Annotated in this window: 18 protein-coding genes; 2 read left to right on the top strand and 16 right to left on the bottom strand. The window is 62.3% G+C overall.

The genetic code is table 11. From position 1 onward, the window contains the following. Window positions 1-96 precede the first annotated feature (96 nt). Window positions 97-2,094, top strand: a complete 1,998-nt coding sequence (locus ACEUCR_RS00610) for a hypothetical protein (RefSeq protein WP_408787484.1) — start codon at window positions 97-99, stop codon at window positions 2,092-2,094. Window positions 2,095-2,178: 84 nt separating this feature from the next. On the opposite strand, the gene glgC is transcribed toward ACEUCR_RS00610, so the two are convergent. Next, on the bottom strand, window positions 2,179-3,462 hold the full coding sequence (gene glgC, locus ACEUCR_RS00605) for a glucose-1-phosphate adenylyltransferase (protein WP_041996999.1): 1,284 nt from the start codon (window positions 3,460-3,462) through the stop codon (window positions 2,179-2,181). A 186-nt stretch (window positions 3,463-3,648) separates the two neighbouring features. Here glgC and ACEUCR_RS00600 point away from each other — a divergent pair, with 186 nt between their 5' ends. Continuing rightward, a complete protein-coding gene (locus ACEUCR_RS00600) occupies window positions 3,649-5,229 on the top strand; it encodes an EAL domain-containing protein (RefSeq protein ID WP_408787482.1) in 1,581 nt (526 codons plus the stop codon). On the opposite strand, the gene ACEUCR_RS00595 is transcribed toward ACEUCR_RS00600, so the two are convergent. The 15 genes from ACEUCR_RS00595 to ACEUCR_RS00525 form a co-directional block, all read right to left on the bottom strand. Beyond that, window positions 5,223-5,717 (bottom strand): hypothetical protein, encoded by a 495-nt coding sequence (locus ACEUCR_RS00595; protein ID WP_408787480.1) that lies wholly within the window; start codon window positions 5,715-5,717, stop codon window positions 5,223-5,225. The two genes, ACEUCR_RS00600 and ACEUCR_RS00595, sit on opposite strands and share 7 nt — an antisense overlap. Before the next feature lie 117 nt (window positions 5,718-5,834). Next, on the bottom strand, window positions 5,835-6,197 hold the full coding sequence (locus ACEUCR_RS00590; RefSeq protein WP_041996990.1) for a DUF2750 domain-containing protein: 363 nt from the start codon (window positions 6,195-6,197) through the stop codon (window positions 5,835-5,837). A gap of 155 nt (window positions 6,198-6,352) precedes the next feature. Beyond that, entirely contained in the window at window positions 6,353-7,984 is a 1,632-nt protein-coding gene (locus ACEUCR_RS00585; protein WP_408787478.1) for a methyl-accepting chemotaxis protein, read from the bottom strand. Between the two features lie 153 nt (window positions 7,985-8,137). After that, entirely contained in the window at window positions 8,138-9,442 is a 1,305-nt protein-coding gene (locus ACEUCR_RS00580) for an inosine/guanosine kinase (protein ID WP_408787476.1), read from the bottom strand. 197 nt (window positions 9,443-9,639) lie between these two features. Then, window positions 9,640-10,035, bottom strand: a complete 396-nt coding sequence (locus tag ACEUCR_RS00575) for an MAPEG family protein (protein ID WP_392440879.1) — start codon at window positions 10,033-10,035, stop codon at window positions 9,640-9,642. Between the two features lie 53 nt (window positions 10,036-10,088). After that, a complete protein-coding gene (gene hemH, locus ACEUCR_RS00570) occupies window positions 10,089-11,063 on the bottom strand; it encodes a ferrochelatase (protein WP_111872621.1) in 975 nt (324 codons plus the stop codon). Between the two features lie 73 nt (window positions 11,064-11,136). Then, window positions 11,137-11,781 (bottom strand): adenylate kinase, encoded by a 645-nt coding sequence (gene adk, locus ACEUCR_RS00565; protein WP_041996978.1) that lies wholly within the window; start codon window positions 11,779-11,781, stop codon window positions 11,137-11,139. Between the two features lie 224 nt (window positions 11,782-12,005). Continuing rightward, window positions 12,006-13,919 (bottom strand): molecular chaperone HtpG, encoded by a 1,914-nt coding sequence (gene htpG / locus ACEUCR_RS00560; protein ID WP_392440876.1) that lies wholly within the window; start codon window positions 13,917-13,919, stop codon window positions 12,006-12,008. A gap of 241 nt (window positions 13,920-14,160) precedes the next feature. Next, complete coding sequence (recR, locus tag ACEUCR_RS00555; protein ID WP_041996972.1) at window positions 14,161-14,763, bottom strand: recombination mediator RecR; 603 nt, start codon at window positions 14,761-14,763, stop codon at window positions 14,161-14,163. 57 nt (window positions 14,764-14,820) lie between these two features. Beyond that, window positions 14,821-16,719 (bottom strand): putative bifunctional diguanylate cyclase/phosphodiesterase, encoded by a 1,899-nt coding sequence (locus ACEUCR_RS00550; protein ID WP_408787474.1) that lies wholly within the window; start codon window positions 16,717-16,719, stop codon window positions 14,821-14,823. A 1-nt stretch (window position 16,720) separates the two neighbouring features. Then, window positions 16,721-17,215, bottom strand: coding sequence for a molybdopterin-binding oxidoreductase (locus tag ACEUCR_RS00545; protein ID WP_408787472.1), 495 nt, complete (start codon window positions 17,213-17,215; stop codon window positions 16,721-16,723). Between the two features lie 684 nt (window positions 17,216-17,899). Next, window positions 17,900-19,036 (bottom strand): glycosyltransferase family 4 protein, encoded by a 1,137-nt coding sequence (locus ACEUCR_RS00540; RefSeq protein WP_408787470.1) that lies wholly within the window; start codon window positions 19,034-19,036, stop codon window positions 17,900-17,902. A 12-nt stretch (window positions 19,037-19,048) separates the two neighbouring features. Further along, the gene (locus ACEUCR_RS00535) at window positions 19,049-20,320 is read right to left on the bottom strand and encodes a glycosyltransferase family 4 protein (protein WP_408787468.1); all 1,272 of its coding nucleotides are present in this window, start codon (window positions 20,318-20,320) and stop codon (window positions 19,049-19,051) included. Then, window positions 20,317-21,723, bottom strand: coding sequence for an O-antigen ligase family protein (locus tag ACEUCR_RS00530; protein WP_408787466.1), 1,407 nt, complete (start codon window positions 21,721-21,723; stop codon window positions 20,317-20,319). Before ACEUCR_RS00530 ends, ACEUCR_RS00535 begins: the two co-directional genes overlap by 4 nt. Next, the gene (locus tag ACEUCR_RS00525; protein WP_408787464.1) at window positions 21,711-23,030 is read right to left on the bottom strand and encodes a lipopolysaccharide biosynthesis protein; all 1,320 of its coding nucleotides are present in this window, start codon (window positions 23,028-23,030) and stop codon (window positions 21,711-21,713) included. The genes ACEUCR_RS00530 and ACEUCR_RS00525 overlap by 13 nt, the downstream gene beginning before the upstream one ends. Window positions 23,031-23,101 lie beyond the last annotated feature (71 nt).

The raw sequence follows: 23,101 nt of genomic DNA, 5'->3' as shown, positions 1-23,101 counted from the left end.
TCTCATGGTGCATGGCTTGACGCATAATGCACACCATTCTCATTTAGATTCATGAGAAGCGTCACCGCAACAAGCCACCATAAGAAGAAGGGACACATGAAAAAAACCGCACTGGTACAGGGGATCACCCTGGCACTGCTGGGCTCTGCCGCCCACGCCGCCGTCAAGGTCGAAGACGCGAGCTTCAATACCGCCGCCAGCATGCTGGCCTACACAGAGTTCGAACTCTCGGGCGAGCCGCTGGCCGAAGCCCTGGGGCTGGATCTGGATGTGCTGGATCCCAACCGCGCCGATGAGCCGACCCCGTTCGACTTCGCCGCCGGCATCGAATCCTATGAGTATTCCGAAGAGGCCATGTACGCCCTCAACTACCAGTCCGGCATGGGTCCCCACCTGGTGAACGGGCCCCAGAACCTGGCCCGTGGCGGCACCCTGGCCGACCTTGGCAAGCGGGTGCTGGCCATGGCCGAGGCCGTCGGGTTCCCGGCCGATGAAGTGCCGCAAGGCATGTATCCCCTCTCCCTGCCCTACGCTTCTGCCAAGCCGCAGTTCGCCCAAGCCGTCAACGCCAGCCCGGTCAACGGTGACCAGATCACCATCAAGACCGCCAAAGGCAACGAGAAGAGCGTCAAGACCCAGGTGCCTGCCTACTTCCGCGACTACGCCACCCTGCGCTGGAGCGGCAGCGACAACCTGCTGGTGCCCGCGGCTGTCGGCGGCATACTGCTCAAGGAAGTGATGTGGTCCCAGGACTTCCTCGGCGGCATGCACGTGGCCGAGACCGATGAAGAAGTGGAAGCCGCGTCCGCCACCATGGATCAGGATGGCAAGCACAAGCTGGGGGTCTCCGCCGCCGATGGCTTCAACGGCATGATGCTGACCGAACAGTCCATCGACAAGCTGGCCATCCTGCAGGGCCAGCTCGGCTATGACGGCAAGCAGCTGGGCGCCAAGATAAGCCCCCAGTACGATCCCGCCAAGGGGGTTGTCTACTTCCCCCATCAGGTGAAGGTGACCGAGACCAGCAAGAACGACGCTGGCGCCATCGGCAAGCTGGAGGTGGTGGATGGTTCCGCCCAGCTGCGCGATGCCTGGATGATGCTGTGGCCCCTGTCCGAATTCTACGCCTACAGCGATCAGCGCAGCGCCAACAGCAACCAGAACCCGGCCTTCCACGCCGTGTTTGACGGCGCCCCGTTCGCCGCCGCACCGGCCGCCAACAAGGCCAACGATCTGGGCAAGGCGGTGGCGGGCAACGATGCCTTCTCCCTGGCCCTGAATCTCTCCAACCTCACCTTCAAGAACCTGGCCGCCCTGCACTTCGAGTCCAAGGCCGGTACCCTGGTGGACAGCTGGCAAGCAGGCAAACAGAGCCAGCACGTCACCACCTTCGACGCCGCCTACGCCCTGGTCGCCCTGCAGATCTTCCAGCGTGCCCAGGATGCCCTGCCGGTGGGTTACGCCGCCGGTGACAATGGCGAGCTGAACCTGGATACCCCCCAGGGCAAGGAAGCGCTGGCGCTGATCCGCAAGCAGGCCGACTTCATCCTAACCCAGCTGATGGGCAAGAACGGCCTGGTCCATGACGGCCTGATCCTCGGCGGCCAGCCTGATGCGGGTCAATCCGTGGATGCCCAGTTCGCCGCCGTGCGGGGTCTGAGCGCCGCCTTCCTGGCGACCCAGGATGCCAAGTACCGCACCGCCGCCCGCGAGCTGTTCATCAATACCGACAAGGCCTACTTCAATGCCAAGGCCGGCACCTGGCTGGCGGGCAAGCAGGGTGAATACACCCCCTGGACCCAGGCTGCCATCTCGGGTGGTCTGCGGGCCGCCATGCTGAACCTGCGTAACGAGGGCGCCGAGAAGGCACCCGAGCTGGAGCTGGCCAAGTTGACCGGCCAGTACGTCAGCTGGTTCCGTAGCACCGTCAACGGCGGCATGCAGATGGCCGAGTGGGTAGGCGACTCCGGCGAGAGCATCATCGAGGGCGCCGGCAGCGACACAGATGAAGATGGCGTGCCGCAGGTGACCGCCGCCGGTGGCCAGCATGGCACCGCCATGGTGATGGCCGCCAAGGCGCTGATCAGCGAATAATCCCCCGGCTCACGCCGCCATGACAAAGGGAGCGCCATGCGCTCCCTTTGCTATTTCCCCTTCTCGGTCACAGGTTCTGACCCCTTACTCCTTCGCCTGCAGCGCCTGCAACATGGGCTTGGTCACCAGCACTATGCCGTTCTCGGAACGGTAGAAGCGACGGGCATCCTCATCCGCGTTCTCCCCTATCACCATGCCATCGGGCAGTTTGCAGCCCTTGTCCACCACCACCCGGCGCAGACGGCAGCCACTGCCCACTTCCACCCCGGGGAAGATCACCGACTGATCCAGGGTGCAGAAGGAGTGCACCCGCACATTGGTGAACAGCACAGAGTTGAGCACGAAGGAGCCGCTGACGATGGAGCCGCCGGCAAACACCGAGTTGATGGTCATGCCATGCTGGCCGTTCCTGTCTTGCACGAACTTGGCGGGCGGCGTCATGATCTGGCTGGTCCAGATGGGCCAGTTCTCGTCATAGATGTCGAGATCCGGCACCACGGAGGCGAGATCCATGTTGGCCTCCCAGAACGAATCCAGGGTCCCCACATCGCGCCAGTAAGGCTGCTGACCCTCACGGGCACCGACGCAGGACATGCTGAACGGATGGGCGTAGGCCATGCCCTCCTCGACGATGCGCGGGATCACGTCCATGCCGAAATCGTGTTTGGAGCTCTGGTTGTGGATGTCCTCCTCCAGCAGCTGATAGAGGTACTCCGCATCGAAGATGTAGATCCCCATGGAGGCGAGGGAGGTATCCTCGCACCCCGGCATCGCAGGGGGGTTGGCGGGTTTTTCCACGAAATCGCGGATCTTGCGCTGCTCGTCTATGTCCATGACGCCGAAGGCGGACGCCTCGCAGCGGGGCACCTCGATACAGGCCACGGTCACCTTGGCCTCCAGGCGCACATGGTCGAGCAGCATGGCGGCATAATCCATCTTGTAGATGTGATCTCCCGCCAGCACCACTATGTATTTGGGGCCGTAGTCACGAATGATGTCGACGTTCTGATAGATGGCATCGGCGGTGCCGCGATACCAGTGCACCTCGTCCACCCGCTGCTGGGCGGGCAACAGGTCGATGAACTCGTTCATCTGGTAGCGCAGGAATGACCAACCGGATTGCAGGTGGCGCAGCAGGCTGTGGGACTTGTACTGGGTGACCACCCCGACCCGTTTTATCCCCGAGTTGATGCAGTTGGACAAGACGAAATCGATGATCCGAAACCGGCCACCGAAGTGCACCGCCGGCTTGGCGCGATTATCGGTCAACTGCTTGAGACGGCTTCCACGCCCCCCAGCCAATACCAAAGCCATACTCTGGTTCAACAGCTGCCGTGCCTTGGCAGTATTCATGGGCTCTAACGACATATGTACCTCGACGTCTCTGTCTGCGTTTCCATTCCATACTCCCTTTTTTCCGAGTCCATGAAAGTGTTTTCACTCACATTTACAGGATCCCTTTCCCATATGGCAAGCCTTATGACCAAACCTGGTACCAGCATCCATACTGACTGCATGTTTTGACACTCACGCGCGCGGGCCCGGAATATCAGGATGCAGACAAAACCCACCAAGACAGCGATCCCCTTTTCCCTGATGACGGGGCTGGTACTGCTGGCCCAGTGGAGCCTGCTCCCCGCCAGTCTACCCTGGCCCGGCACCATCAGCGTACTCATATGTACCATGCTTGCCCTGGTTTATGGCCGCTATCGCTGGCACAAGGCAGAGGAAACCCGACGCGCCGCCCTCATCGAGGCGCTCGAGCAGGGCTCGGTGGCCCAGCTTGCCCCCTCGCCGGAACAGCAGGCCTTGCAACAGCTGCTTGAGCGCCAGCATCAGGAGCTGGCTCAGCTCCATCACAGGCTGGACGAGCTCACCCGCAGCAGCCAGCAAGATCCCCTGACCCAGCTCGCCAATCGCCAATGCTTTCGCCGCGATATCACCCATCTGCTGCAAGAAGAGAGCGGCACCCGCACCGCCATCCTGGTGCTGATCCGGGCCACTGCCCTGGAGAGCGTCAATCGGCAACGGGGCTTTCTCTCCGGCGATCACTATCTCAAGGAGGTGACCACCCTGATCCAGCGCGCGGCCCTGCGCTGGCCCGCCCACCACCTCTATCGCATCTCGGGAAGCGACTTCGCCGTACTTATCCATGACATTCACAACCTGCCCCTGCCTCTGATAGGCCGGGATCTCAAGCTCACCTTCGATCTCCATCAACAGAGCCAACCCCTGGCGAGCGTGGCCTGCAGCGGGATCACCACCGTCTGCAGCCAGCAGCCCATCGAGGCCATCCTCTCCCGGGCCGATCTGGCCCTGGCCAGGGCCCAGACCGGCGAACTCAACGGTTGGTCCATCCAGCTGGAGGATGAACACGAGCATGGGGTGGGGGAACAGCAGTGGCGCCAGGTCATAGAGCGGATACTCGAGCAGGAGCGCATCACCCTCTCCTATCAGCCCATCGCGCGCCTCCATGGCAATCTGCTCGCCTACTACAGCGTGTACCCCGGCTTCTATGGCGAGGATGAATCCATGCTGGCCGCAGACAGCCTGTTCGCCATGGCCCAGCGCCTGGATCTGCTGATGCGCCTGACCCAGTTGGTGATCCGCCACCTGATCCGCGAGCACAAGACCCTGGGGGCAGAGCAGAGCCGATGGGGCATAGCCCTGTCCCCTCACCTGCTCCACAACAGCGCGTTTCTCATCTGGCTGGAATATCAGCTGGTCACCGACCCCGACACGGCCGCCCACCTGGTCTTCGAGCTCGACGAGGAGAGTCTGTCCCGGCAGCGGGCCGGGGCCCGGCGCCTGTTCGAGCTGCTGCGCCGCTGCGGCAGTCGCTCGGCCATCTGCAACTTCGGCCAGGGGATCCGCTCCTTCTCCCTGTTTCAGGAGATAAAGCCGGATTATCTCAAGCTGGATCCCGCGCTCTTGCTCGATCTGGAGCAAGATGGCACCAATCAGCAGTTCGTGCGGATGATAGTGGAGATGGCGCACCGCATGGGCAGCCAGGTGATCGCAGAGGGGGTCGAGCAGTCGAGTCAGAAGGCGCTGCTAGAGAGCCTGTACGTGGATGGGCTCCAGGGCCACCTCATCGCCCACCCGAGCGCGACCCCGACCATGCCGGTTCACTGAGACCGTTTGAAGCGCAGCAGGGTGAGGATGACATCGTTGAGCTGGCGATAGCGCTCCAGCTCCTTCTGATCATACCGGGTCGCCAGCAGGGTCTGATTGTGACGGTGCTTGAGGTAGCGGTTGATCTGCAGGCGGTTGAAGCCCGCCACCCGGTAGATCTGGCCGAGCAGGGCGTTGAGCTCCTCGCTCTCCAACCCGGCATCGGCGAGGTAGTCCGCCTCGGCGGGGCTGCGCTGACGACACGCCACCCGGGCGATGCGGCCACTCTCCTGCAAATAGGTCAGCCACTGCTCGACATAGAGAGGCTTGCAGCCGGCCAGCAGGTTGAAGAAGCCCACCGCATCGCAGCGACACTCGGTCAGCAGCAGCACCGCCAGGGGATCGTCGTTGCAGGAGAAACTGACGACGCCGCTCTGGCTCCAGTCCAGCGCCTGCACCCGGATCTCGGCCCTTGCTCCCGACTCTCCCGTCACCTCGAATACGAACATGGCTCCTCCCTCGGCAAAAGGTTCATGATGGACCATAGCCGGCGGCGCTGCAAAGACAAACGCCCATGAAAAAACCTGCGCCAGGGCGCAGGTTTGTCAGGAAAAGCGGGACTGGGATCAGGCGTCCAGTTCGACCAGGGCCTTGGCCAGTTCGATGGGCTCGAGCTCCTGCCCCTCCAGATCGCCGTTCCAGTTCGGGCCGACCAGCACGTCGTCTTCGTCCAGATCCCCTATCCAGATGTCGAGGAACTCTTCCAGATCGATGAGCTCGGGCTCATAGTCCGCCCACTCGTCCACGCAGTGCAGGCGGGCATCCCCCTCGCTGGACCAGAGTGGCATCACGTCCGCGTCTTCGAATTCGGCGGAGCGGCACACCACCCAATCCTCGCCATAACGCAGGCCCCACAGCTGACCCGACTCACGGACCTCTTCGATAAACAGTTGGAAATTGGCGTCAAGGTTGTCAGTTAGCTTGCTCATGGTGTTCTCTCTTTCGGACTGCCGGGGCCACTGCCGGCCAGGTTGGGGCAAATGGTGTCGCAAAAGCGCAGCGGACTCAAGTCAAATCCCCAATAAAGGGGAGATAGGCGCCCTTCCCGGCCAACGGGGTGAAAAGTCGAGCGCCTTCCCGCCTGTCAGGTACGGTATTGGGCCACCAGGGTACTCAGCTCATCGCTCGAGTGAGCCAGACTCTGGGCCGCCTGCTCCGTCTGCCGGTTCTGGCCCTGAGCCTCTCCCGCCTGCTGGGAGATGGAGACCAGTCTGTGATTGATCTCGTCGGCCGCCTTGCTCTGCTCATGGGCCGCATTGGCTATCTGGGCATTCATCTGGGTGATGGTATCCACCACCTGGTTGATGGCCTCGATGGCGCTGCCCGCATCCCCTGCCTTGTCGGCCGTGGTGCGCGACAGCTGTTGCAACTGGTTGATCCCCCCCGTCACCGCACTCGCCCCCTCCTGCAGGCGCTGTATCATCTGCCGGATCTCGTCGGTGGAGCTGTGGGTGCGATTGGCCAGCGTTCTCACCTCGTCGGCCACCACGGCAAAGCCCCGCCCCTGCTCCCCGGCTCGGGCCGCCTCGATGGCGGCATTGAGGGCCAGCAGGTTGGTCTGCTCGGCGATGCCGCGGATCACCTCCAGCACCGAGCCAATCTGCTGGGTCTCCTGGGTCAGGTGCGTCACGGCCCGCACCGTGCCCTGCATCTCATCGGCCAGCTGGGCGATGGTATGGATGGTCTGATCCACCACCTGGCAGCCATCATCGACCAGGCGCTTGGCCTCGTCGGCGGCCAGGGCGGCCTGCGCCGCATGCTCCCCCACCTCCCGGCTGCTCACCGTCATCTGCTCCATGGCGCTGGCCACCCGCATGGTGTCCTGCTCCTGATGGGTCACAATCTCGCAGGTGCGCTCCACCACCTGACCCAGCTGGCCGGCGGCCTGACGGTTCTGGCTGGCTATCTGCTGGGTGCGTCCCACCAGTTGAGCCATCTGGTTGGCAAAATCGTTGAAATTGGTCGAGAGCTGGGCCAGCTCGTCACGGCCCTCGGCGGGCAGGCGGAATCTCAGGTCCCCCTCCCCCCGCGCTATGTTGCCAAGGGCGGCCACCGATTGGCCGAGGGGCGCCACTATGCTGCGCACTATCAGGGTGACCAGGGCAACGAGCAGCAGGGCCAGCACCAGACCGATACCGAGCTGGGTCTTGAGCACCCCCTGATACTGGGCCTCCACGTCATCCACATAGACACCCGTGCCGATGATCCAGTCCCAGGGAGCGAAATGCTTGACGTAGGAGACCTTGCGCACGGGATCATCCACCCCGGGTTTGGGCCAGTAATAGGCCACCTCGCCGCCCCCCGGCTGTCCCTTGATCATCTCGACGAAGGCAACGAACAGCTTGAGCCCCTGCTTGTCCCCCACCCCGGAGAGATCCTTGCCGTCCAGCTCGGGCTTCATGGGGTGCATCACCATGGTGGGATGGCTGTCGTTGATCCAGAAGTAGTCGTTGTCGCCGTAGCGCAGGGCCTTGACCGCGGCCAGGGCCTGGGCCTTGGCCTCTGGCGCCTCCAGCTGGCCGGCACGCACCTGGGCCTCGAGGCTGGCCACCAGTGAATAAGCTGTTTCCACCTGGAACTTGGTTTGGCGACTCTTCTCCGCCATCAAGCCTGTCCGATAGAGGTGCAGGCTGCTCGCCAGCAGCAGCGCCAGTATCAACAACACGCTCAGGGTCACCAGCAGCAGGCGCTGGCCTATGGTCCATCGTCTCAACATCCCGTCATCCTTGGCTTCCTATCATGCCGTTCAAGGTATGACGAGGCCCTCTCCCCTGTCCATTGATGACCCGAATGGAGCACCAAAAACATGATCCAGCCCAGAGAATGCAAAAAGGCGCCCGCAGGCGCCTCAAGTTTTGCTCGGTGGGGATCAACGTTCCCAGTACACCTCTTCCAGGCTGTCCTCTTTCTCCGGCAGGCCGCGAGACAGACGCGGGCTGCTCTGGGCCAGCACCTCGTAACTGACCCGGTTGGCGTATTTGCACACCTGGGCCAGGGAGGAGTAGGTCAGGAAATCCGAGGTGTGCTTGGCGGAGTTGGGCACATTCATCCTGTGGTAGGCGTTGGCCACCATGTCGTGCAGCAGGGCCGAGAGGGCGCCATCCCCGGCACCATTGGTGTTCTTGATCTTCTCCGGGCCGCCCATGTAGGGGGAGATATGGGAGTAGATCCGCATCGGCGTGCGGCAGCTGGCCCGCGCCATGGGGCGGCTGAACTCGTACATGTTGAACTCGGGGATCTGGCCGGGCAGCAGGGTATGGGTGGTCTCGCGCTTGCTCTCCTCGTCCGTGTAGCTCGCCATGTACAGACCGATGGGGCCGGCGGTGCAGAGCACCATGTCGGCCCAGTCCAGCGCCTTGTCGGCGGCCATCAGGGGATCGGCAAACCCGGTCAGCGCCTCTCCTTCGTCCTCGTTCATGGCCAGCACAGTCACGTTCTCGCTGATGAAATCGCGCCACCACTGGGGGTTCTCGTCGATGACGAAACGGGTACCCAGGGTCAGCACCACGGGGACATTGGCCTCGCGGGCATAGCGCACCGCCGCCATGGCGGCCTCTTTCATGGGGGTGCCGTCGGCGCCGCGCACCAGATAGGCGGTGATCACCAGGGCGGAGGCGCCCTTGATCACCTCTTCCGGGATGTGGGCCACGTCCAGGTGATCCATCTTGCCAGCGTTGATGCCGAAGCTGCGCTCGCCACACTCGCTGATGAAGGTGAAACAACGCCCGACCGGGCCATTGACCGGTTGCAGGTAGTCGAGGTTGACCCGGGACGAGGTGTTGCACAGATAGCGGTAGGCATAGCTGCCGATGCGGATTTCCTGGCTCATGACCCCCAGCAGGATGGAGTGGGAGTCCGCCAGCACCGAGTAGTTGTGCATGGTGTTACCGACGGTGCCGCCGGCAAACTCGCTGACCACCATGTTGTTGGCCTTGAGCTCTTCATAGACCCGCTCGGCCACGTCGTCGCTGATCACCACAGAGTGGCCCTTGCTCAGGCCGTACCGGTTCAGAAACGCCTCATCCACATGAGCCTCTATGTCCACCAGGGTCTGATCAATACCCACCACATAGGCCTGGCCCAGCTCGGTCAGTTGCGGATTCTGGGTGATGAGGGGATCGCGCCTGTCGACCGGAAAATAGTGTTTGGACTTGCGCTGACCGGGAAATTTCATGGCTCTAGCCTTGACTCAGGGATGAAAGAGGGGCGGGATTTTAACACAATCCCGAGCGCCGAAAAGGCGCGCCTTTAAAATATGAAGTCAGTATAGACAAGGGCTGCAGCCCGAAAACGTTTGTCTTGGCGGGGTAAAAAAACCACCCGTTTTCGCGGGTGGTTGTTAACAATCGGCCGCAGCCGGCGGCGAGCCACTCAGGGCGCCGAGAGCCCGGTCACCAGAGCCAGCACGCTGAGCAAGGTCAGGGAGAGCCAGAACAGCAGGGTACCAAACAGCCTGGGCATGTTGGGGGCCTTGGGGATCTGGATGCCGATGGCGTGAAGCATGCGTCCCAGCAAGAGCATGCCCCCAGCCAGGTGCAACCAGAGCGGCGCCGTGCCCGCCAGCTCGCACAGGGCGAGCAGCAGCAGGGTCAGGGGCACATACTCGGCAAAGTTGCCATGGGCCCGGATGGCGGCCCGCAGCGGGGGCGCATCCCCCTCTCCTATTGCCACCTTGAACTGGGCACGGCGCTTGACGACCCAGATGGAGAGCAGCAGAAACAGCAGACCGAGCAGGCCGGCGTATGTCAGGGTGACGGGCAATATCATAGGATCTCCATGTCGTGTCATGCACAGGGGCGGGTCGATAGCCGCCCTCGCCGTCAGGCCAGCTCGCGGCAGATGAGCGAGACCATCATGCGGATATGGGCCTGGTCGCAGTTGAGGGCCGGAACATATTCAAACTGCTCGCCACCGGCGGCCATGAACACCTCCCGGTTCTCGACCTGGATCTCCTCCAGGGTCTCGAGGCAGTCCGCCGAAAAGGCGGGGCAGATGACATCGAGTCGCTTGACGCCCTGCTCGGCCAGCTCGGCGATGGTGGCATCTGTGTAGGGTTTGAGCCACTCCTGCTTGCCAAAACGGGACTGGAAGCTGGCACGCCACTGGGATGCGGAGAGGCCGAGCGCCTCCGCCAGCAGGCTGGCGGTGCGTCGACACTGATGACCGTAAGGGTCCCCCTCGTCCTCGCAGCGCTGGGGAATGCCGTGAAACGACATCAGCAGCAGCTCCCCTTGGCCATGTTGTTCCCAGTGACGACGCACGCTCATGGCCAGCGCCTGAATGTATTCGGGATGGGCATGGTAGTCACGAATGAGCCGCATCACCGGCAGGTGGCGCTCCGCGCGCATCGCCCGGGCCCAGCCGTCAAACACGGCGGCCGTGGTGCTGGCGGCATACTGGGGATAGAGCGGCAGCAATATCACCCGATTGACCCCTTGCGCCTTGAGTGCCTGCCACCCCTCTTCGAGGGAGGGCGAGCCGTAGGTCATGGCCAGCTCCACCGGCACATCGACGCCTTCGCGCTTGAGCTCCTGCTCCAGCGCCATGCGCTGCCCGCGGCTGATGGCCAGCAGCGGCGAGCCCTGCTCGGTCCAGATCTGACGATACAGCTTGGCCACCCTGGGGGCACGAAACGGCAGGATGACGCCTTTGAGCAGCGGCAGCCACAACAGGCGCGGCAACTCGACGACGCGAGGATCGCGCAGAAACTCTCCGAGGAAGGCCCTGACGGCGGCGGGAGTGGGCGCGGCAGGGGTGCCAAGATTGACAAGCAGGATCCCGGTTTTGGTGGTCACGTTTACTTCCTGTCACATGAAAAGAGGGCCCACAATGGGCCCTGCTCATAGCGCTATGTTCCCGAAGTCGGGATCAGCCCAGAATGGCAGCCAGCTGCTGGCTCACCTGGTCGACCGGCTGGGTGCCGTCGATCTTGACGTAACGGGTGTTGCCCGCTTCCGCTTCCTTGCCATAGAAACCGATGAGGGGCGCGGTCTGCTGGTGGTACACATCCAGACGCTTGCGCACCGTGGTCTCTTCGTCGTCGGCACGGATCACCAGCTCTTCGCCGGTCACGTCATCCTTGCCTTCCACTTTCGGCGGGTTGAACACCACGTGGTAGGTACGGCCGGAGCCGGCGTGAACGCGGCGGCCGCTCATGCGCTTGACGATCTCCTCGTCCGGCACGTCGAATTCCAGTACGAAGTCCACCACCACACCGGCATCCTTCATGGCCTGCGCCTGGGGAATGGTGCGGGGGAAGCCGTCCAGCAGGAAGCCGTTGGCGCAATCGGCCTGGGCGATACGCTCCTTGACCAGACCGATGATGATGTCGTCAGAGACCAGCTGACCTGCGTCCATCACGGCCTTGGCCTTGAGGCCCAGCTCGGTGCCCGCCTTGATCGCCGCCCGCAGCATGTCGCCGGTGGAGATCTGGGGAATACCGTGTTTTTCCATGATGAACTGAGCCTGGGTGCCTTTACCGGCGCCCGGAGCCCCCAACAGAACAATGCGCATACACGCTCCTATTGATTGGTTATTCAATTCTTGAGAAGGCAAAAAACTACACGGTTTCACGCTTTTTAACAAGCAAACCGCAAACGAGTGCCGCTTTTACCACCAGTTTCCCGGCGTCATTCCGGCAATGCTGAGTGACAGATGGAAACCGAAACTGCGTGAAAATGCAGCGCCCCTCCTGCCTTGGCGAAAAAAAAGCCCACTGCATGCAGTGGGCCAACAAATCATGCCTGGAGTAACAGACGGTTGATACGGGAGACGAAGCTCGCCGGATCATTGAGGCCGCCCTGCTCTGCCAGCTGGGCCTGTTCGTGCAAGAGGGTGACCCACTCGCCGAACAGCGCCTCGTCTTCGATGGTGTCGAGTTTCTTCACCAGGGCGTGGTCGGGGTTGAGCTCCAGAATGTACTTCTGCTCCGGCACCGGCTGGCCGGCGGCGCGCATCAGCTTGATCATCTGGGTGCTCATGCCGTGATCGTCGGTGACGATGCAGGACGGTGAATCGGTCAGACGGTGGGTGACGCGCACCTCTTTCACCGCTTCCCCGAGGCTCTGCTTGACCCGCTCCACCAGACCGGCGTTGGCTTTTTCAGCCTCCTCCTGGGCCTGCTTGGAGGCGTCGTCTTCCAGATCGCCGAGATCCAGCTCGCCACGGGTGACGGAGACCAGCTGCTTGCCGTCGAACTCGGTGAGGTGGCTCATCAGCCACTCGTCGACCCGCTCCCACATCAGCAGCACTTCGACCCCCTTCTTGCGGAAGATCTCCAGATGCGGGCTGTTCTTGGCGGCGGCGTAGGAGTCGGCGGTGATGTAGTAGATCTTCTGCTGGCCTTCCTTCATGCGGCCAACGTAATCCTCCAGCGACACAGTCTGGGCTTCGCCCTCGCCGGCAGTGCTGGCAAAGCGCAGGAGCTTGGCGATCTCCTCGCGGTTGGCGTAATCCTCGGCCGGGCCCTCTTTGAGCACGTTGCCGAACTCGCTCCAGAACTTGGCGTACTTCTCGCCATCATCCTTGGCCAGCTTGGCCAGCATGGAGAGCACGCGCTTGGAGCAGGCCTTGCGCAGGGAGACGGTCACCTTGTTGTCTTGCAGGATTTCACGGCTGACGTTGAGCGGCAGATCGTTGGAGTCCAGCACCCCTTTGACGAAGCGCAGGTAGGTCGGCATGAACTGCTCGGCGTCATCCATGATGAAGACGCGCTGCACGTAGAGCTTGAGGCCGTGCTTCTGCTCGCGGTTGTAGAGGTCGAACGGGGCACGGGCCGGCACGTAGAGCAGGCTGGTGTACTCCTGCGCCCCTTCCACCCGGTTGTGGCCCCACAAGAGCGGATCTTCGAAGTCATGGGCGACGTGCTTGTAGAACTCCTGATACTCCTCGTCCTTGATGTCCTTCGGGTTGCGGGTCCAGAGCGCGGTGGCGCGGTTGACCTGCTCCCACTCGCCCGGGGTGCCGACGATGGTTTCACCATCTTCTTCCCGATCCGGGGTGCCCTCCTTGAACATCTCCACCGGCACGCTGATGTGGTCGGAATATTTGCTGACCACGGAGCGCAGGCGCCAGTCATCGAGGAACTCCTCCTCTTCGGCGCGCAGGTGCAGGATGACGTCGGTGCCGCGACCGGCTTTGGTCACGTCGGTCACGGTGAAGGAGCCTTCCCCTTGTGATTCCCACTGCACGCCCTGGTCCGGCTCGGTACCGGCGGCGCGGGAGACCACGGTCACCTTGTCGGCGACGATGAAGGCGGAGTAGAAGCCCACCCCGAACTGGCCGATCAGCTGGGAGTCACGGCCCTGATCACCGGAGAGGTTCTTGAAGAACTCGGCGGTGCCGGATTTCGCTATGGTACCCAGGTGCTCGATCACCTGATCCCGGGTCATACCGATCCCGTTATCCGAGATGGTCAGGGTCCGATTCTCTTTATCAACCACCAGGCGAACGCGCAACTGGCCGTCGTTTTCGAACAAAGAGGCATCGGAAAGCGCCTTGAAGCGCAGCTTGTCCGCCGCATCGGAGGCGTTGGAGATAAGCTCGCGCAGGAACACTTCTTTGTTGGAGTAGAGGCTGTGGGCCATCAGGCTCAGCAGTTGTTTGACTTCAGTCTGAAACCCGTGGGTTTCGGCATGAACGCTTTGGGTCATCGACACTATCCTCAGGCGATTCGGGTTGAACATATTCCTGATACAAGATGGGGCCGGGCTTCCCCATTTCAAGGGGGCAAATGCCTGTGTCGATGCGAATGGCGATTTTTACGCCAGGATGGCCCTGAGCGCCCCGCCGCCGTCAAACAAAAACCCGCCGCAGCGGGTTTGGGAAACAACAAGTCTGACACGGGCCCAATTCAGGGGCTGGCGCGGACTCAATTCAGGGGCTGACGCTGACTCAATTCAGGGGCTGACGTCCCATCAGCGAGTGAGAGAGGGTGGTACCGTCCACCAGCTCCAGCTCGCCCCCCACCGGCACCCCATGGGCGATGCGGCTCACCTTGACCCCGGCACTACGCGCCATGTCGGCGATGTACCAGGCGGTGGCATCCCCTTCTATGGTGGGGTTGGTGGCCAGGATCAGCTCCTGGATCTGCTCCTCTTGCAGGCGCCGCGCCAGGATCTCCAGCCCCAGCTCCTCGGGACCTATGCCGTCAAGGGGCGATAGGTGACCCATCAGCACGAAGTAGCGGCCGGAGAACTGGCCCGTGTGCTCGATGGCGGCCACGTCAGCCGGGCTCTCCACCACGCACAGCATGCCGCTCTCCGCCCGCTTCGGGCTCTGGCAGATCTCGCAGCGTTCCTGCTCGGTAAAAGTGCGGCACTGGCTGCAGTGCCCTATCTCGGTCAGGGCGCGGGAGAGCAGCTGGGCCAGCTTGAGACCGCCGCTGCGCTCGCGCTCGAGCAGGGTAAACGCCATGCGCTGGGCCGACTTGGGACCGACACCCGGCAACACCTGCAGGGCCTTCATCATGTCGTCCAGCAGGGGACTGAATTTCATCTCGCACTCCTCAAGGCATATCCTGGCGCAGGACTATACCCGAGGCGGGGGCGAGCGTCAGCCCATCTGTGCCATGGCCTGGGGTTGATGGGCCAGATAACGCTGGCAGAAGGCACGAAAATCGGCCGCCGCCATGGGCCTGGCATAGAAGTAACCCTGGATCTCGTCCGCACCAAGTTCGTACACCTCGGCCAGCTCGGCCGCCGTCTCCACCCCCTCGGCCACCACGGGAACCCCCAGCTTGTGCGCCAGATCCGTGATGCTGCTGACAAACAGCTGCTGGCGAGGATGGCTGTCTATCTGCTGGATGAAGGATTTGTCTATCTTGATCTTGTTGAAATGGAGCTCCTTGAGATAGGAGAACGAACTCCATCCCGTGCCGAAGTCATCGAGGGCGATGCGCACGTTCAACTGCTGCAAGGCGCTCAGGATATGCTGGCTCAGCTTGAGATCATCCAGGGCAATGGTCTCGGTCAACTCCAGGATCAGCTGATCCGCGCACAGGGGGCTCGCCAGCAGCATGCGCGCCACCCGGGAGGGCAGCGCCTCGTTGAACATGGAGCCAGAGAGGTTGATGGACACCTCCAGTTGCGTCAGCCGCTCGGGGGCCATGGGCATCAGATCCCGGTTGACCCGATCAAAGATCCACTCCCCCAGCCGCTCACCCAGGCCATTGTCATCGGCCAGGCTCACTATGTCCGCAGGATTGATGAACCCATACTCGGGATGCTGCCAGCGCAGCAGCGCCTCCGCCCCCAGCACATGGCGCTCCCGCTTGATGATGGGCTGATAATGGAGGCTGAGCTGATCCGCCCCCGCCCCGTTGAGCTGATCACGCAGCTCGGCGGCGAGCTGGCGACTGCGCTCGTAGCGGCTCAGCATGGCCTGATTGAACAACTGGCTGCGCCCCCCCTGCTGGCGGGCGTTGTCAAGGGCGATGTCGGCAAACAGCATGATCTCCTCGACCTGATGCTGACTGACCCGACTCTGGCTCAGCCCCATGCTCACCTTGACCCTGTGGGCCGGATCCGCCTCGAACACCAGTTGCTGCAGGTGCGCCAGCAGGCTGTCCGGCCACTCTGGCGCCAGCGGTTCGAAGCAGTAGAGGGCAAACTCATCGCCGCCGATGCGCGCCAGGTAGGCACGCCCGGCAATGAAAGAGGCCATGGCCCGGGCTACCTTCACCAGCAGGGCATCGCCGCTGGCATAACCCAGGCTGTCATTGACCTCCTTGAAATGATTCAGCTCGATAAGGCAAAGGGTGAGCGGACGCCCCTGATTGCCGTGGCGGCGCGCCTCCTGCTCCAGTTGCCGGATGAAGGCGGCGCGATTGGGCAGCAGGGTCAGGGGATCGTTCCAGGCGAGAAACTGATGGCGTCGGGTCTCCCGGGAGAGCATGTAGAGCATCACCAGACCCACCAGCAGCAGGGCGCTGAGCAGCCAGAGATTGTCTTGTCTGGATTGCAGCAGCGAGGCCCGCTGACGAATGGCGCTCTGGCCGGTGAAATTCTCGACCATGAGACTGCGAATGGCCGGCATGGCCTCGCCCAGTCCCGCCGCCAGCTGACCCAGGGCGGGAGAGTCCCGCTGCGGTGAGACGACGTCCGGCTCATGTTGCTTGATGAGGGAAAAAATGTGGCCTACCTTGTCCGCCGCCCCGAAGCGGGCACGGATGGCACTCGCTTCCTCTCCGTTGAGGAAGATATCGAGCCGGTTCCAGGCCAGATCGTAACGCTTGTTCAACTCACGCCCGTCGAGATGGCCGCTCCGATAGAGGGTCAAGCCCTCCTGAAACCCTTGCAGCTCGAGTTCGAGCTGGGCCAGGGACCAGGCCGAGAGCTGGGTGTAGCGAACCAGTTCGGTGAAGGCGCGATCATTGCTCCAGGCCGACCAGAAGGTGACCCCCACGAAGGTCACCAGAATACAGGTCAGGGAGACAAACTTGCCGCGCACCATCTCATTGCGCCTCGATGCGATTCACCTGCCACACCATCTGACTGTGGTATTGCTCCCGATCCAGCTCGGGATGATCCGACAACGGATAGACTACCCAGACGGGCCCCTTGTTGCGCAGAGTCAGGGCCTTGCCATCCTGCTCGGTCGCCAGCAGCACGGGATAGGCATCCAGATCGGCGTCAGGCAGCAGTGTCCAGTAATCATTGATGGCGCTCACCTTGAACTGACCGGACCGCAGCCCCAGGCTGTCGATCAGGGTCTTGAACAGCACACCACGATAGCTGTGCTTGCCTTGCGTCCAGGGGGTTGTAGTCACCAGTTCGCTCTGGGGCAGGGCCGCCAGAGCGGCAGCCGTGTAATGGGCCACCCCGGCCCCGCCACAGCACCCGGCGCCGCTGACGGTAAGGAGCACCTCGTCCGCCTGCTCACGGGCCTGGGCCTGACTCGCCATCAGCAACAGGCCACAGGCCGCCCATGTCATGATGCCATTGGTCATATGGTTTCCCCTCGAGCCTGATTAGACGCTATCAACTTGATATGCAGTCTCATAGTAGACCATAGTCGAATGGCAACCATGGGCTCGAACCAAGGGCCTGGCCGACCAATAAAGCGACAGACACGCCCGTCAGACGCCAGCAACGTTGCAGTGGGTTCCCCATCTGTGCCAGCATTGGCGGCCCAGGCCCTCGCGGCCCCGTTTTCCCCTGCGTCGACAGAGAGCCATGACACAAGCCACCTTCTATTTCCACGTTTTGCAATAAATATTTCTTAAGTCAATGATTTTTATGGAGTAATATCTCCAATCTCGATGAGGGTGGTACACAATTGGGACATGGTAAAATTTTAAGGCATTGCTACAGATAGCAACGCTGCTCGTGTGAGTAACTGAAGGGTCAGGACTTCATCCGCTTTGGCCGCAAAAAACAAGTAAGACCAGTCCAGCTGTTTCATATGTGAAACACAACATGCAGAAGTTCGTGAACATAAACTGAAGAAGTTCAATTTACATTTACATTTCAATACGTTGAAATAACATTCAAACGTGCTGATTCCGCGTACTACACAGCAAAGTCATCCGGCCGTAACTGCATCAGAGTGGCGGAGTCACCCAGCCTCCCGCAACCAGTCTGCCCATAAGTCCCTCATACGCCCCATGCTCCCCACGGGGAACCACTGCGCGCTAACCATGCACGGCAAGGCTCAACGCATCCCATCGCAACATACCTTCCCACTGATCCAGTGTGCTTTGGTAGGTATCCGCCGCGTTGTAATGGGCCATGGCATGCAGGCGGGCATGATAGCCAAGTCGCTTGACCATGTCGGGCATGGCATTGAGGCTTGCCAGCAACCGCGCCAGATCGGCGGGATCGTTTGGCTGATATTTGCGGCAATTCACGTCATCGGTGAGGTGTCGGTCCCACCAGGCCCCATCGGCCGGGATCACCACGCATAATCCTGCTGCCATGGCCTCCAGAATGGAGAGACCGAACGGCTCCTGATGGCTGGTGGAGACAAGAATGCCGCATTGAGACCGGATCTCGTCAAGATTGGCGGGATTGGCATACCAGTGTGTATCTGGCAGCTGTGGCTGAGGCTGGCTGCAGGGTTGCAGCGTGCCCTTGGGCTGCAGATAGCACACCATCAGCTCGGGGCGAGCGTCAGGGATCAGTTGATGGGCGGCAAGCATGGTCTCCAGCCCTTTCCAGCGCAGCAACGAGGCCGCCCACAAAATGCGGGGCCCCCCTAGGGTCGCTTTGGGCCAATCAATCTCGCTCAAACCGTTGGTAAATGGCTGCCAGTGTGACGGGAACTCGGTCTCGCCAAGCCGGGCCAGCAACGCCGCCAGGGAGCTGCGGGTCGATTCGAGATAAAAGACAAAACTCGCCCGTTGCAGGGCTCTGGCAGAGAGCCCCGAGCACCCCACAGGGCCATGGATCAGCTGAACCACCCGGCACCGTAACCAGCGGGCCGCCCAGTAACAGCAGAGATCCACCCCCGGCCCGGACGCCGCCACCAGGCACTTCACCTGCCCCAGACGCAACACCAGCCATAGGATCAGCAGGGTCTGCCACCCCTGTTTGAGCAGATAGCCGATGCCGGACTCCCGCCCCTTCAATATTTGGGGCAGCCAAAGAGGATGATGCTGGCAACGGGGCCAGGAGTCGGGATCCTGAGTCAACACATGGCATGTGAGCTCGGGCATCCGCTTGGCCAACTCATCGAGCAGCACTTCGGTCGCAACCTTGGAGCCCCCGCGAAACGGGATGGGATCCACGACGATGATCTTTCCAAACACCGGCTCAGTTTGCATGCTCATCTTGCGGCTCCCTTACTCTGGCACCTTGCTGCGGCCAAACCCCAGTTGCACTTTTTGCGCCACTCTTGCCATCCCACTCGCCAGCATATTGCGACCTCTGGCAAGGAGTCGTTGCCCCGCCCAATGAATGAATGGTCGGAAGGGTGCGGGGGCCGTGGCGTGCCAACGACCAGCCAGCGCGACGTCCCACACCACCGTGATTCCGTCGACATAACGCACCACCGTGAACAGTTGCGCGGCACGCAGCTGAGCGGCCCGCCCCATTTCACATCGGCGTTGCGGATTGCCCAATTGCCGCCAGTGATCAGCCATCTCGGCCCAATCCCCAGGGGTTGCCAGCAAGCCGGTCACCCCCTCTTCCACCACTTCGGGGATGCCGCCCACCCGATAGGCACTGACCGGCATCCCCAACATGCCCGCCTCCGCCAACGTCAGACCAAACACCTCCTCACGGGCTCCGGAGACCAGCAGATCCACCCCGCCCCGCAAGATAGCCGCGCTGTCCGGCCGCTCGCCCAAAAAGTGGACACGCTCGGCCACCCCGAGCTCGACAGCCAACGCCACCAATGCTTCCCGCTCCGGGCCGCTGCCAATGATCAGCAACTGGACCTCCTCCCCCGATGCCATCAGGGCAGCCAGCGAACGGATCAGCAGATCAATCCCCTTGCGTTTGATCAATGAGCCCACGGTTGCGATGATCATATCCCCCGGGGGCAAGCCCAGCATGCCGACGACCGGCCAGTGAGCCCCCGCATTCAGACGAGCGGCATCCACCCCGTTGGGTACCCGGATCAACCGCTCGGCCGCGCAACCATCCTGGCGCCAACCGGTCAACACCGGCTCGCTCACCCCGATCAGCACGCTTGCCTGATGGACCCGCAGGCTGAATCTGTCTCTGGGCTGGTAACGGGCATGGAGGTGGCACACCAGCGGTACCTGCAACGCCCGACAGACACCCGCCAGCCACTGACAAGGGGCCGCGCTGTTGGCATGCACCAGCCCAATCTGCCGCTCGATGATGAGCTCTCTGGCTCGCCGGGAGAGGCGCCGATGGGCAGCAAGATCAAAACGGGGCGCCTGCCATCCCAGCAGCAGGCTGAACGGCTCAACCATGGTTTCTACCCCGAGGGTGGCCGCCTCTGCCGCCAGAGCCGGGCTATTGCACCAAAGCAACGGCGTAAACCGGCTGCGATCGAGGTGGGTCAGCAGATCCAGCAGGCAGCGTTCGCTGCCGCGGATCCAGTCCTCTCCGTAGTGAACCAGCAAAACAGGGGTTGCGTTCATCCTCTTGCTCCCTTTGGTGGCACTGCCGGCAACCGGGTTGCCTCCTGATGATCCTCAGCGGTGGCCTTCACCTCTGTGGCCGCCTGCTGCACGTACTTGATGGCGGCGACGGCCAGCGCCAACTCCAGATAGATGGGCCAGGTAAAGCCCTGGGTCAGGAAGGATCCCGAAATCACAAACCCCACCATGCTGGCCATCACCCCCTGCATCGCCGTGATCACTGCAGGAGGCATGCCAGCGAGCTGGCAACGCCAGCAACTGCGCAGGGCCACCGTCACCATGCCGATAAACAACGCCAACCCGACAAAGCCGGTTTCAGCCAACACCCCGAACCAGGTGGAGTGCACCGCATGATTCAGTCCATCCCAATGAGGGCTGTAGAAGAAGTAGTTGTAATAGAAATTGGACAAGCCCACCCCCACCAGCGGATGACCCAGCGCCATGCCCCAGGCCGCTTGCCAGGCGTAGATCCGCCCCATGGCCGAGGCATCGACCCCGCTCTCGGCGGCGCCGCCAGATGCCCGATCGCTGATCCCGGCCACAACAAACAGCACACTGAGCGCCAACCCGCCCACCATCATCAGCAAGGCTTTGGACTTCACCCGCTGCCAGGCAAACAGGCCGCTGACCGCACAGACGCCAAGCAAGCCACCGCGGCTCTGGGTGGCGATAATGGCGGCGGCAGTCAACGCAAAGCCGAGCCCCCCCAGTAAACGCCCCCCCACCCCATTGCCCTGATTGAGCAGCAAGCTCAGCGAAAAACCGGCAGGAAAGAGCAGCACCAGCGCCAGATCGTTGGGATCCCCCAGCACAGAGCCCAGCTCGCGCCCTATAGTCACCCGGGTCCCCTCCACCAGCCCGATCCCGCTCGCCTTGTTGTAGAGGGCCACCAGCGCCACCAGACAGCCCGCCACCACAAAGGTCCGCACCGCCAGCGCAAAATCCCCCGGGGTGCGCACCAGCCAGGCGGTGGCCAAGGTCATCAGATAGATCTTGCTGTAGCTGCCGGTCCAGGTGGCGATCGCCTCGCCCCGGTTGCTGGCAAACAGCACACCGATAGAGACCATTACAAAGAAGGCCGTCAGCCAGCTCAGGGGCTGGCTCCAGTAAGGCTTGATCCGGCCAGTCAGCAAAATGTGCCAGACCAGCGCGCCGATGGCGGCCAGCGAGAAGAGCAGCGGGATCTTGAGGGGATAGAGCTGGGGGAACACCTCATGCAACCGAAAGAAGGAGAAGGTGACAAACCCCAGCACCATCAAGAAGGGCCAGCGCAGGGCAAACCAGATGGCGGGAATGGCAAGGCCGAGCACCGGCAGCAGCAAGGGATGGGGCAGCCGCCACCAGAGCAGGGCCAGCACCAGACAAATGACGCTTGCCCAGAGGGCCGGGGTTAGACGAGCCATGATCCTGCCCACCATTGACCCAGCCAGACCATCGCCAGTGATCCGAGCGCACTGGCCCACAGAGTCGAGAGGCGATACGGCAGCGGCAGCAACCGCTGGCTCACCAGATAAAAGGCCAGCGCCCGTACCAGATAGACCAAAAGCAGAGTCCAGATCACCCCGGCAACCCCGAAGGGCGGGATGGCAAGCAGAAAGCCTGCGACCCCAAGAACGCTGCAGCCCAGATTGATCACCATCTGGGCATTGCTCTTCTCGCCGCTAAAGCAGCCGACATTGAGTAAGTCCGAAACATTGCGCACCGCCATGCCCAGCACCAGCAGCGGAATATAGGCGATAGCCCCGTGATAGCTCTCCGGGGTCAGCCAGCGAATGAGCAAGGGGGCGGTGAGTCCGACAATCCCCGCGGTAACAAACCCCAGCACCGACCCCATGACGCTGTAGTGGGCATTGAGTCGCAGTCCATCCGGCTCGCGCAACAGCATGAAACGGCGGGGATACCACCAGAGGGCAAAGGGTTGCAGCAGCAACCCCACAGCCAGCGCCAACTTGCCCGCAACAGCGTAGTAAGCGAGCAGCGCCTCCCCCACCACATCGGCCAGCAACCAGCGATCCAGTCCACTCAGGGCAAAGCCCGCTAGCCCACTCACCACCAGGGGCAATCCATAGCGCAGCAGCGGCCGATAGTGCTGCCAGTCAAAGCGGATCCCGCTATCTCGCCACTGCCAGAGGCTCAGCAGCAGCGCCAGAACGATGCAGGTCAGGGTGCCGGAGGCCAGCACCCCGCTCACGCCCCAGCCGAGCCAGAGCCACCAGCCGGTCAGCACCGACTGGATCACCGCCTTGCCTGCGGTCGCCACGAAAAATAGCCGCGCCTGATTGCGCATCCGCAGCCATGCCAGCGGCACGCCGATCACCCCTTCAAACGGCAGGGCGCAGAGCACCCAACGCACATCCGCAAGGCGAGTTTCCACCGGTAGCCAGGCTTGCACCACAGGCGCCAGCAGCCAGAGCAGCACCAGACTGGCCAGGGCAATCAACCAGACCAGACCAAACATGCGGGCCACCACCTGCTGGCGCTCCTGCTCATCTTTCGCCAATCCGGCAAAGCGGTAGAGTGCATCCACCAGCCCGAAGCCAAGGATCAGGGACCCCAGATTGATGAGGGTCAGTAGAACCTCCAGCTGGCCGTATTCGCGAGGCAGCAGCTGATGGGTCAACACCGGCAGCATCAGCAGGGAGATCCCCTTCATCAGGAGCAAGCCGACGGCGTAATAGAGCATGGCAATCTGGTTCACACCAAGTTTCATAGGGCCTCCCAGCCTCCCGAAGCATCCCGCTTCGGGTCAGCTACCACTAATGCAAAGCCCACGCCACTCAC

This window comes from Aeromonas bivalvium (assembly GCF_046078285.1).
GTDB classification, from domain to species: Bacteria; Pseudomonadota; Gammaproteobacteria; order Enterobacterales; family Aeromonadaceae; genus Aeromonas; species Aeromonas bivalvium.
The sequence above is the reverse complement of the archived record's forward strand: the minus strand, read 5'-3'. Positions and strand labels throughout refer to the sequence as shown.